Here is an 11,493-nt window from a genome sequence, read left to right as displayed (position 1 = left end):
GAGAAAGGCAGGGAAAAGCGGAACACAGCCGCGGGGAGAGCGTGGAAGCAACAGCCGCAGACAGATCGACGGCGATGTCCGTACTCGCCCGCCGGACGCCGACCCATATGCGAAGAATCATCTGTCCGATTTCTCGCTGGCGCGTTCCACCTCGGCATTATGCGACCGGGACGCGGAGCCCGGGATACCGCGGGTACGCGACGTGCCGATCGGGCAGACGTTTACGTGTTCATAATCAGGGTGAGCGACGGCGGCAGCGGAATTAGATCCGCATGACAGCCGCGCCGAACGGAGCCCCTGCTGCCGCCGCCACACGCACCAGCCCGGCGGCGCGTGCCGCCGTGGCCTCGGCGTCCATCGGGGTCGAGCCGACCGCCAACACCTCGCCGATGCGGTCGCCCGACGAGCGCAGCGGCGGGATGGACGTGCCCGGGGTGACCGCCAGCGCTACCCGCCGCACCCCGGGCACCGCCCGCGCGACCTCGACGCCGTCGACCGCGTCGACCCGACCGGGCGGGGCACTCAGGAAGCGGATCGCCGCGGCGGCGCTCGCCACCGCGGCCGGCGCGGGCTGCCCCCCAGAGAGGATCTCCAGGTAGTCCGCGACCAGCGAGGTTCCGTAGGCCAGGTCGATGAGTTCGACCAGGCTGTCACCGGGGATCCGCCCGGCGCACTCGATGAGCACCGGGTCGTCCGGGCAGCGGGCGGTCAGCATCCATTCGGCGTGCAGGATGCCGTCCCGGAAGCCGATCGCCGCGATGAGACGCGTCAACGCGCGGCTCAGCACGGCGGTCCTGGCCGCGGGTCCGGGGGCCGGCACGACGTGCCCGGTCTCGACCGGGTGCCGCCCGGGCAGCACCCGCTTCGCCGTCACGTTGACGAAGCTCGGCACGCCGTCGCGAACCAGCGCCTCCACGCTGAACTCCGCGCCGACCATCCGGCTCTCCACCAGGTAGCGCCAGTGCAACGGGCGGTTGGGAAGCGCGCCGTCGTCGAGGGCGGCGACCGTCGCCGACCAGATGGCCGCCAGGTCGAGCGGCCCGTCCTCCACCGCGTCGAGGATCTGCACGCCGAGGCTGCCGTGCCGGTTGGCGGGTTTGAGCACCACCGGGCTCTCCACCCCGAAGGCCGCGAGGTCACCCGGGCCGAAGACCTCCCTCCAGCGCGGGGTCGCGATGCCCGCCGCCGTCGCCGCCCGGCGCAGCTCGATCTTGTCTGACAGGCATCGGGCGGCCCCGACTCCCGCGCCCGGCAGGCCCAGTGCGGCCGCGGCCAAGGCCGCAGCGGGGACGCTGTACTCCAGGGCCGGGACGACGGCGGTAAAGGGTCCCCCGGTGGCCGCCGCGGCGAGCACGACGGGGAGGAAGTCCTCGCTCTGGTGGTAGGCCGCCGAGAGCAGGGCCGCCACGCAGGGCAGCTTCTCGACAGCCGGCCGCACCCGCCGCCGGTCGATCAGATCCGGGTCCTCGACGAGGGTGACACTGCCCGGCGGCAGCGCCGAACCCAGCTGGTTGAGCAACGCCTGCCCGAATCCGATCACCAGGACACGCACGGGACGGTCTCCTCTCTTGGCATCCTCCCCACCCTCAAGGACGGGGCCTGCGCGCTACGTTTCCCGGTCACGTCGTCAGGCCTCGACCAGACCGCGGCCGCGGAACCCGGCGGCCGGATGCCTCCACACGATCCTCGACGTCGAAGGGAAGGACATCGAAGGGAAGAACGGACGCCGCATCGGCCGGTGACTCCGCGGGCGCGCCCGGTACCACTGCGGAGCCCCGGAAGAATGCGGCAGAAAAAGGCACCGTGGCTTCGACCACGACCGCTCTGAACAATAGTGGAAAAAATATCGTATGAATTTCTGAGATTTTCGGCAGGTTCGCCCCGGATCACTCATCCGGGGTTCGATCCGATAGCCCGGTGAAATTCGGAGTGGAACATTCGCCGTCCACCATTGAGATCCGTCAGGAGACGTTCCATCAGCATCACTCGGACGATGCTAACAGCCGCACACGACGGACGAGGTGGCAACCACGGAGCACCGGAAATGGTTACCCCTACTTAACATAGCGATCATGCAGGGGAGGACGCCGTCGGGAGACCGGCCGACCAGGCTCGGGGCCGGCCAGCTCCCCGGATCAGGACGCGCGGACTCCCGGCCCGCACGGACTCCGGAAGACCGGAACCAGCAGCGCGCCGCCACGAGTCGTCACGCGCCGCCACGAGTCGTCACGCACCGTCAGGCAACGAACTCGCCGACCAACCAGACGAGCACCATTGCGACGCCGGCGGCGAGCTCCACGACCACACCGACCCCGAAGGCGACAATCGCGGCCCAGGTCGTACGGCCCGCCGCTCGCGCATCCCCCAGCCGCGCCAGCTCGGCCAGGTAGATCCCGACCACTCCACCGATCAGGAGCCCGACGACCGGCACCACAAAGAAGCCGATGATCGCGCACACCGCGCCGATGGCCAGGCTGGGCCACGGCACCCCCCGACCGGCGGTAGCCCGAGCCGGCAGGACGTACTTGGTGAGCACCCCGATCACGAACAGCGCGGTCATGAGCGCCAGCACGATCCAGCGGCCGACTCCCCCACCGTCCGCGATCACCCACCACAGACCCGCGCCCCAGACCAGGACGAGGCCCGGTAGTACCGGGAGGACGACGCCAACCAGGCCGACGGCCATCACCAGAGCGACAACGAGCAGCCCGCCGGTACTTATGGCGCGACCTCCTTCACCGGCATCTCCCGATCTCCCGATCTCCCGCGACGGTAGCGTTGCTCCCCACCGCCGCGGCAGCACTGTTCTCCGCCATATTGTTTTCCGCCATGCGCCGACCCACCTCGGCGAAGGCGGCACGCAGTTCGGCAGGGGCGAGCACCACGACCCCGTCCGCCAAGGCACACAGTTGGCTGAGCGCCACCTGGAGCCCCTCCGTCGCGAACTCCACCTCCCGCCAGCCGTTGGCGTCAGTCGGGCCCGCCGCGGCGACGGCCTCCCCCGCGGCCAACGGATCGACGACCTGCCGCAGGCGGGTCAATGCAACCGGGGACAACCGCAGCCGACAGGTCCAACGCAGCAGGGTCCGGGCGAAGTCCTCGTTCGACGCGGCCCACCAGCGGGCGAGGGCGAAGCCGGCGAGCCGCTCGAAGGGCTCTGGCCGGACCATCGCGTGCCTCAGCCGCGCGACGCGATAGCTGCGCACGTCGGCCCGATGACGGGCGACAAGGTACCATACCCCCGCCTTACACACGAGCCCGAGCGGGTCGAGCCGGCGGGCGACCTCGCGGTCCCGCCGGGCGTAGCGGACGTCGACCCGATGCCCGGACCAGACCGCCCCGGCGACGGTGGCCAGGTGCGGGACGGCCTCGTCGCGATGGAACCAGCCAGGCGCGTCGAGGTGGAATCGCTCCCGTACCCGCGCGGCGCGCTCGCGGGGTTCCGGCGGGAGCGTGGCGAGGAGCTTGGTCCGGGCGGCCGCGGCGGACGCCGCCATCCCGAGTCCGCCCAGCACCTCTCCCCCGGCCCCGGCGAGGACCAGGGCGGCCGCCTCGTCGCCGGTCAGGCCGTCCAGCCGGGTGCGCCACCCGTCCAGCAGCCACACCCCACCGGCCCGCCCGGTCTGCGTCCACAGCGGCACGCCGGCCGCCTGCAGGGCAGCGATGTCACGGTGCACGGTGCGCACGGACACCTCGAGCTCGGCGGCCAGTTCGGTGGCCGTCGCCCGCCGCACGGCCTGCAGATGCAGGAGCAACGCGGTAAGCCGACTCGATCGCACGTCTGGGAAGCCTAGCCGTGAACCAGGACAGCAGATGGCAGAGTTTCCGGGTCACGATGGCGCGGTGACGACATCCTGGCGCGACTTCGAGACCGCGCAACCCGCCCTCGCCGAGACCGCACGCACCCGGTTCGCGGCATTCCGCCATCACATCCTGGCCACCGTGCGTGCCGACGGCTCCCCGCGCACGAGCGGAATCGAGACGAACTTCCGGTTCGGGGAGCTGTGGCTCGGGAGCATGCCGGATGCGCGCAAGTCCCGGGACCTGCGTCGCGACCCCCGGTTCGCCCTGGCCGCCAATCCCGGGCCGGGCCAGGACCTGGCCGGCGGCGACATCCGCGTCTCCGGGCGGGCCCGGTGGATCGACGATGAGGAGGTCCTGGCCTCCTTTGCCACCGAGGTCGGCCCGCCGACGCCGTTCGACCTCTTCCGCGTCGAGCTCACCGAGGTGGTCCGCACGAGCGTCGACGAGCCGGCCGGGGAGATCGTGCTGGAAAGCTGGCGACCGGGCTATCAGGGGGTGCGGGTGCAGCGCCGTGGCAACGGGCCGGTGCGCGAAGACTGGGCCGAAGAGGGGGCCAAAGAGTAGACCATTGCAAGCCGCGGGACGGCGTCAACATCGTTGACTATCATGATGCCATCAACGACGAGACCAACGATCCCACGGCACCCCGGTCCGGCGACGAGAGCCCAGGCTCCGAGGACACCCGGGAGGGTGACGCCGGCACGGACGATCCCGGCACGGACGATCCCGGCACACACGATCCCGGCACACACGATCCCGGCACGCACGACGGCGAGCCGGGAGGCATCGGGACCGCCGGCGCGGAGACCGGTAGGCGGCGAGGTCGGCGGGTCGGTTCCCGGCGGACCCCGCGGGGCACGCTGTCCCGGGAGGTGCTGCTGGCGGCGGCGATGGAGGTCGTGGACACGCACGGCGCGGGCGCGTTCAGCATGCGGGCCCTCGGCGCGTTCCTCGACGTGGATCCCACGGCGATGTACCGACACTTCACGACGAAGAACGCGCTGCTCGACGCGCTGACGGACACGGTGATCCGCGGGGTGGAGGAGCTGCCGGAGACCGACGACCCCCGCCGGGACATCCGGGAGAACTTCCGTCAGCTCCGGCGCTCCCTGCTGGCGCACCCGACCCTGGCGCCGCTGGTGCTGCGCCGCCCGCCCGGGGTGGGCGCCTACTGGGAGCGGGCTGATCACGCGGTCGCCCAGCTTCATCGCGCGGGCATGGATCCGGCCGACGCCGCCAACGTCTACCAGACGCTGCTCTTCTACACCCTCGGCCACACCCTCAGCGAGGCCCGCCAGCTCGCCCGGGCCGTGGAACGGGAGGGGGCCGGCGCCCGCAGCGGCCCGGTCGCGGCGGTACGCCCGCCGGCCGAACACCACCCGGACCTCTCCGAGGCGGCACCCCATCTACGGGAGGAGAACGAGGCCCAGTTCCTCGCGGGCCTCGACCTCATCCTGCGCGATCTTCCCCGGTAGCCGCGCCTACCCACGATGCCGGTTCCCGCCGTCACGCGGACGCTCACCGGCGGGCGCTGACCGATGAGGGCTCACCGATGAGGGCTGACCGGCGCGGGGCCCGGCTGTCATGCGCTGAGCTGGAGGCGTGGCCCGGCGAACGTCGCCATGATCTCATCAAAGGTTACCTCCGGCCGGTAGCCGGCACCCGGCGCTTTTTCACCTCGCCACCGGAGCGCGTCGAACTGCAAGGTCCACAGTTCGCTCTCCGTCGCCGGAAGCGCGACGACGACCGCATCGTCCTCGTCGTCCATCTGCCCGGTCAGCCAGGAGACCTGGTCCGACGGCAGCGCACAGACATACACCACCTCGCCCGCGGCGTTCGCCCGCACGGCGCGCAGTTGTTCCGCCTGGCTGTCCACGCCCAAGGCCGCGCCCAGACGCTCAGCGACCAGCTGCCGTTCCCAGGCGTCGGCATCCTGTGCGATCCGGACGATGACACCGCGCACCTCCAGCTCAAGGTGGATCCGCAGGTTGACGTCGGTGTCTCCGTCGAAGTACCAGGCGATCAGATCCGGCAACGCGGCACGAATCTCCTCGGCGGTCGTCTCGGCAGCCACCAGACCAGGACACTGCGGCGACCAGGCCGACCAGCAGGGGCCGTCCCGGCGAACCAGCACCGATACCGCCCTAGACACTATCGATCACCTCCAACGCCTCCTCGACCGTCAGCCCCACCTGCTTGACCAGTATCTGCCGGACGACCCCCGGCCCGACGGTGATCCGGTCATGAAAAGCGAGACGAAGTCGTGGACGTCCGTCCGCCTCCAGCCACCGGTGAGCTGAACCGTCCTGTTTTGTCACGCGATATCCCAATCGTCCAAGCACTCGCAGAAGCTGACGCGCCTTCAACGAGGGAAACTCCCCGGTCACGGAGAGCCAGCGGCCAGGAATGAAACCAGAAGAATCGCACGGATGGTCGTGCGGGCGAATGACTTCATCTCGATACTCCACGTCGTGGTCAAGGACGGGACGTCTCCATGGTAGCCGAGAAGAGAAGCAGGACAATAGACTCGGGAAAATGGCGAAGGATCTACCATCGCTACCTACCTGACATCAAGTTCCGTAGACTCATCGCAGTAGGACGAATGTCGCATTCATATCGCTATATCCGGCAAGCCGGCCGGGTTCCTGAGTACAGTCGGCGCGGCGGGTGGCTCGGGATGCGGCGTAGCGGGCACCGGGCGCTTCCGGCCAGGTGCGTCGTTTCAGGTACATCGTTCCGGCGGTCCGTAGCCGCCATCACCCCGAACTGGGAAGATCATATAGCGTAATACTCGGATTTCCGCTCGGAAATTGCCCACCTCGACTGCACCACCACACAGGGGCGGACCTCTTCCGGAAGGCTTTCCCGGGGAGGATCCGTTATTCTGAAAATCCGAGGCACGAGAACCGGGCGGCCTAGAACCGGGCGGCCTAGAACCGGGCGGCCTAGAACCGGGCGGCCTAGAACCGGGCGGCCTAGAACCGGGCGTTCTGGAGCCGGGCGTTCTGGAGCCGAGTGCACCGAGCGGCCCTGGCGTGCTCCCCCGCGCAGGTTACCTGCCCACGCCGCCTTGCTACGGTACAACCGTGCCCGCCGCCGCCCCGCTCGCCGTGCCGGCGCATCCCGGGCCTTCCCCAGGTTTCGCGTGGTGGGTCAGGACGGCATAACCCGCGCGAGTGCGGGAAAGGCCTGCGGACAGCGGTGACTTATCCGTACGGAACGGCCCAGACGTGCGGAACGGCCCAGACGGGCCATCAGGACCGCAAGGGCCACGAGAGCCAGACCACGAGAACGACGAGGATCGGAACGGCACATGAGGATGCTCGACGGGCGGTCGATGGCCGCCGAGATCGGCAGGTACGTGGTCGACGAGGCCGAGAGGCTGGCTGCGGCGGGAGTCACGCCGACCCTGGCGGTGGTCCTACCGACCGCGGATCCGGCCGCGTATTCCTATGCCGAGATCGTCGAACGGACCGCGGGCAAGGTCGGCGTGCGCTGTGTGCTGCATGAGCCGAAGGGCGAGCCGGCGGCAATCCTCGACACGATCGACACTGTCGCCGCCGACCCGACCGTACACGGGATCATCGTCCAGACGCCGCTGCCAGGCGGGCTGACCTCCCGCGAGGCCGGCGAGCACATTCCGGCGGCCAAGGACGTCGACGGGATGAACCCGAGCAGTCTCGGCCGGCTCGCGCTGGGCCTGCCGAGCTTCGCGCCGGCCACCGCCGCCGCGGTGGTGGAGATCCTCACCCGGGCCCGCATCCCGATGTCCGGCGCCCGGGTATGCGTGATCGGCCGCGGCCCGGTAGTCGGCAAGCCGGTCTCGCTGCTGTTGCTCGCCGAGGATGCGACCGTGACGATCTGCCACTCCCGCACCAAGGGACTGGTGAGCATCGCCCACGAGGCCGACATCATCGTGTCCGCCACCGGCTATCCCCGCCTCGTCAGCGCCGGCTTCGTCCGCCCGGGTGCGACCGTCATCGACGTCGGCACCGTCGTGACCGAGACCGGGCAGGTCGGTGACGTGGACGCCGCGGCCGTCTCGTCCGTGGCGGGCGCCCTCACCCCGGTGCCGGGCGGTGTGGGACCGGTCACCACGATGCTCCTGCTGCGCAACACGATCCGGGCGGCGCGCGCCGCCTGATCGGCGCGCACCCGCCGCCTGGCCTCAGCGGGGCCCGCATGTGCCTCAGCGGGGCCCGCAGTGGCCTCAGACGGAGCTGTAGACCGGCCCGGCGAGCCGTACCCGGTTACGACCATCGGCCTTGGCCCGGTAGAGCGCGGAGTCCGCACGGGCGATGAGACCGGCGAGGTCACCGCGGGGGCCGTGATGTGTCGCGACTCCCACGGACACGGTCACCGACAGGGGAGGCCGGCCCTCCAGCCAGCAGTGGGTTCCGGCGACCTGGCGGCGGATCCGTTCCGCGACATCGGCCGCGTTCTCCAGCTCGACCTCGGTGAGCAGCACCACGAACTCCTCGCCCCCGAACCGTCCGACGAGGTCCCGGGGACGGGTCGCCGCCCGCAGCGCGTCCGCCACCGCGATCAGGATGACGTCCCCGATGAGATGACCGAACCTGTCATTGACCCGCTTGAAGTGGTCGATGTCGACCAGGAGCACCGACAGCGGACGCCCCACCCGGCAGGCCCGGTTGATCTCGCGTTCCGCGACCTGGCGCCAGTACGCCGGGTTGGCCAGCCGGGTCTTCGCGTCGGACCGCGCGGCATGCAGGAGCTCGGCGTGCAACAGGCTGCGTTGCAGCAGCAGGACGGGGGGTGTGATCACCAGCATGAGCAACGGGTTCGCCGCCCACAGCACCGCGACCACGATCGACGAGCAGATCTCGGCGGCCTGCGCGGGCACGAGGTCGCGGCACGCATGCCGGAGCGGGATCCGGGCGGGGATGACAGATGACGGGACGACTCCGGTCCGGCCCGGCCGGCCCGGCCAGCCCGGCCGGGTCGGGCCGGCCGCCGCGCCGGACCACGAACCGAGGCCCTCCCGACCGCCGGGCGTCGCCATCCCCATCACGGTCAGCCTCATCCCCATCACGGTCAGCCTCGCCACGACCGGGTAGACCGCGACCGCGGTGAGGAAGGCCAGCACCGCGACGCCGGACCCGACGAGGTTGTCGACGGTGAACGGCCCTCGATCGGGGCTGAGCAACAGATGGACACTGGAGGCACAGAAGCCCGCGATGCCCAACGCCGCGGCGTGGAACACGCGCAGGTGCGGCGGCTGTATTGGATCACGACGGCCGGCGAGCCAGCACAGCGGCAGGCTGATAACCGCCGGGTAGAACGGCGGCAGCAGGACCGCCGCCGCCACCGTCCAGGTGGACAGCAGGTCATGGCGTCGGGTCCTGGGAACGGTCAGATCCTCACCCAGCCGTCCGGACGCCACCACGGCCAGCGCCCCGAGAACAACGAAGGTGGCGAAAGCCGCGAGGTCGGCCCATCGCGGACGCAGACCCGCCGCCGCGAATCCGGCCACACTCAGCCAGCAGAAGACTACGATCAACCCCCGCCGCATCAACCCCCCGGGCGCACGCCACAGCATCCAGCCGTGGCCGAGCAGGCGCAGCACGGCCAGGCGAGGTTCCGTGACGTGGGCGCCGGCCAGGCGTGGGCCGGCCAGGCGTGGGCCGGCCAGGCGTGGGCCGGCCAGGCGTGGGCCGGCCAGATGAGGGCCCAACGGCGGAGGAACGATCATCCGGGGGTCGACGGGCTCGGCGCTCGCGGGTGGGGCGGACGCTTCGCCTCGTGCCGCCCCGCGACCGGTCCGGGCAGGCGCGCCCGCTCCCTGCGTGGTCACCCCGCGGGCTCGCCGCCAGCCACGCCGAAGGGCGCCCACCAGAACGGAACCCGCGCCTCGCGCCAGTCGTATGCGTAACGGCATTGGTGGATGGCCTTCCTCGTTCTTGTCCACGGCCCTACCCGGCCGGAACCGCCCGGTGAATCCAACCTGGTCGCTGCTACTCACGGTAAATCCTCGAGAACGAAGAGTACGAAGGCGCTTCGCCAATTCGCAACCGTCCGAATGCCGGTTCTTAGCCGTTCCCGGCGTCGCCGAGCCGTGTTTTCTCCCCGGCACGCGCGCGATAGTTGCCCAGGAAATGGCACCTGACCTGCGACGACGAATGCCGGGCCGAAGGAGGCGTCACGACGGGCCGCCCGGTCGCGTCGGCTGCGGGACACCGCCGAGAGACCACATCCGACACGCCCGGGAAACGGCACGTCCGCCGCCCGGAGACCAGTGACGGCCGGAGAAGAGAGCACCGAGGGACCTGCTCGATGCCCGCCGTCCGCTCCTGGCTCCTGGCGGCGGAGGGACCGACGCGCCGGTGACGCGGACGAACCGGTGACGCGGACGAACCGGTGACGCGGCGATCAGCAGGTGATGCGGCGATCAGGTGGTACGGGCGACCGCCTCGACCATCGCGGCGGCCAGGGTGGCCACGTCGGCGGGGGAGATGATGAACGGCGGCATCGTGTAAACCAACCGTCCGAACGGGCGGACCCAGACCCCGAGATCCACCAACAGCGGCTGGATCACGGCCATGTCGACGGGCTCCCGCGTCTCGATCACCCCGATGGCGCCGAGTACCCGCACGTCGGCGACCCCAGGCAGGTCGGCGGCCGGGGCGAGCCCGGCGACGAGCCCGGCGGAGATCTCACGCACCCGAGCCTGCCAGGGCGAGGAGAGGAGCAGATCGACGCTGGCGTTCGCAACCGCGCTCGCCAGGGGGTTACCCATGAACGTGGGGCCGTGCATGAACGCGCCGGCCGGCGAGTCGCCGACGCCCGCCGCCACCTCGTCGGTGCACAGCGTCGCGGCCATGGACAGGTATCCACCGGTCATCGCCTTGCCCACGCACATGATGTCGGGGCTGATGCCGGCATGGCCGCAGCCGAACAGCTCGCCCGAGCGGCCAAACCCGACCGCGATCTCGTCGGCGATCAGCAGCACCCCGTAGTGGTCGCACAGCTCGCGCAGCCGCGCCAGCCAGCCCGGCGCGTACCACCGCATGGCTCCGGTGCCCTGCACGACCGGCTCGCAGATGACCGCCGCGATCTCGTCGGCGTGCCCGGCCAGCAGCCCCTCGATCTCGGCGACGTGAGCGTCCTCACACGGCTCGTCGAAGGCGCAGGCCGGGGCGGAGGCGAACAGATGGCGGGGCAGCAGATGGCTGAACAGGTGATGCATGCCCGCGTCCGGATCGCAGACCGCCATCGCGCCCGAGGTGTCGCCGTGATAGCCGCGCCGGATGGTGAGCAGGCGCGTCCGGCCCGGCCGGCCCCGCCCGGTCCAGTACTGCAGCGCCATCTTGATCGCGACCTCGACGGCGACGGAACCCGAATCGCACAGAAAGACCCGCCGCAACGGATCCGGCGTGATCGCCACGAGGGTCTCGGCGAGGGCCACCGCCGGCTCATGGGTCAGACCGCCGAACATCACATGGGACATCGTCTCGAGCTGCCCGCGCACCGCCTCGTCGAGCACGGGATGCCGGTAGCCGTGGATCGCCGCCCACCACGACGACATCCCGTCGATCAGTTCCCGGCCGTCGGTCAACATCAGCCGGGTCCCCGCGGCGGATGCGACCGGGAAGAGCGGCGTGGAGCCGGACACCGAAGCATACGGATGCCAGACCACCCGCCGATCGCGGGCGACGAGGTCGCCCGCGA

Annotated in this window: 10 protein-coding genes; 3 read left to right on the top strand and 7 right to left on the bottom strand. The window is 70.7% G+C overall.

Going from position 1 to position 11,493, the window contains the following annotated elements:
- Nucleotides 1-262: 262 nt before the first annotated feature.
- The 3 genes from AC08OP_RS12715 to AC08OP_RS12705 all read right to left on the bottom strand — a co-directional run bounded on the left by AC08OP_RS12715 (nucleotide 263) and on the right by AC08OP_RS12705 (nucleotide 3,779).
- Nucleotides 263-1,552 carry an ATP-grasp domain-containing protein gene (locus AC08OP_RS12715; protein ID WP_476614378.1) on the bottom strand — a complete coding sequence of 430 codons (1,290 nt, stop codon included), beginning with the start codon at nucleotides 1,550-1,552 and terminating at the stop codon, nucleotides 263-265.
- A gap of 684 nt (nucleotides 1,553-2,236) precedes the next feature.
- Nucleotides 2,237-2,686: a DUF456 domain-containing protein gene (locus AC08OP_RS12710; RefSeq protein WP_476601653.1), complete on the bottom strand. Its 450-nt coding sequence runs from the start codon at nucleotides 2,684-2,686 to the stop codon at nucleotides 2,237-2,239.
- 49 nt (nucleotides 2,687-2,735) lie between these two features.
- Nucleotides 2,736-3,779 (bottom strand): helix-turn-helix transcriptional regulator, encoded by a 1,044-nt coding sequence (locus AC08OP_RS12705; protein ID WP_476614377.1) that lies wholly within the window; start codon nucleotides 3,777-3,779, stop codon nucleotides 2,736-2,738.
- A gap of 34 nt (nucleotides 3,780-3,813) precedes the next feature.
- Here AC08OP_RS12705 and AC08OP_RS12700 point away from each other — a divergent pair, with 34 nt between their 5' ends.
- Both AC08OP_RS12700 and AC08OP_RS12695 read left to right on the top strand, forming a co-directional pair.
- A complete protein-coding gene (locus tag AC08OP_RS12700) occupies nucleotides 3,814-4,368 on the top strand; it encodes a pyridoxamine 5'-phosphate oxidase family protein (protein ID WP_476614376.1) in 555 nt (184 codons plus the stop codon).
- A gap of 308 nt (nucleotides 4,369-4,676) precedes the next feature.
- A complete protein-coding gene (locus tag AC08OP_RS12695; protein ID WP_476614375.1) occupies nucleotides 4,677-5,279 on the top strand; it encodes a TetR/AcrR family transcriptional regulator in 603 nt (200 codons plus the stop codon).
- 107 nt (nucleotides 5,280-5,386) lie between these two features.
- Here the strand turns inward: AC08OP_RS12695 and AC08OP_RS12690 are convergent, their stop codons facing one another.
- Nucleotides 5,387-5,956, bottom strand: a complete 570-nt coding sequence (locus tag AC08OP_RS12690) for a hypothetical protein (protein WP_462188407.1) — start codon at nucleotides 5,954-5,956, stop codon at nucleotides 5,387-5,389.
- Entirely contained in the window at nucleotides 5,949-6,191 is a 243-nt protein-coding gene (locus AC08OP_RS12685; protein ID WP_462202988.1) for a type II toxin-antitoxin system HicA family toxin, read from the bottom strand. The genes AC08OP_RS12690 and AC08OP_RS12685 overlap by 8 nt, the downstream gene beginning before the upstream one ends.
- A gap of 926 nt (nucleotides 6,192-7,117) precedes the next feature.
- Between AC08OP_RS12685 and AC08OP_RS12680 the strand changes: the two genes are divergently transcribed.
- The gene (locus AC08OP_RS12680; protein WP_476614374.1) at nucleotides 7,118-7,948 is read left to right on the top strand and encodes a bifunctional 5,10-methylenetetrahydrofolate dehydrogenase/5,10-methenyltetrahydrofolate cyclohydrolase; all 831 of its coding nucleotides are present in this window, start codon (nucleotides 7,118-7,120) and stop codon (nucleotides 7,946-7,948) included.
- 66 nt (nucleotides 7,949-8,014) lie between these two features.
- On the opposite strand, the gene AC08OP_RS12675 is transcribed toward AC08OP_RS12680, so the two are convergent.
- A complete protein-coding gene (locus AC08OP_RS12675) occupies nucleotides 8,015-9,517 on the bottom strand; it encodes a sensor domain-containing diguanylate cyclase (protein ID WP_476614373.1) in 1,503 nt (500 codons plus the stop codon).
- Between the two features lie 696 nt (nucleotides 9,518-10,213).
- Nucleotides 10,214-11,493, bottom strand: a 1,280-nt coding sequence (gene bioA / locus AC08OP_RS12670) for an adenosylmethionine--8-amino-7-oxononanoate transaminase (protein WP_476614372.1), incomplete at its 5' end; no start/stop codon positions are given.

The sequence above is a fragment of the Frankia sp. CeRuru1 genome (assembly GCF_977966315.1).
Note: the sequence above shows the minus strand (reverse complement) of the source record. Positions and strands in the feature narration are given on the sequence as shown.

Excerpts from the sequence above, each read along its gene's own strand:
- AC08OP_RS12710 (WP_476601653.1), bottom strand. The coding sequence starts at position 2,686 with ATGGCCGTCGGCCTGGTTGGCGTCGTCCTCCCGGTACTACCGGGCCTC.
- AC08OP_RS12700 (WP_476614376.1), top strand. The coding sequence starts at position 3,814 with ATGGCAGAGTTTCCGGGTCACGATGGCGCGGTGACGACATCCTGGCGC.
- AC08OP_RS12680 (WP_476614374.1), top strand. The coding sequence starts at position 7,118 with ATGAGGATGCTCGACGGGCGGTCGATGGCCGCCGAGATCGGCAGGTAC.
- AC08OP_RS12675 (WP_476614373.1), bottom strand. The coding sequence starts at position 9,517 with ATGATCGTTCCTCCGCCGTTGGGCCCTCATCTGGCCGGCCCACGCCTG.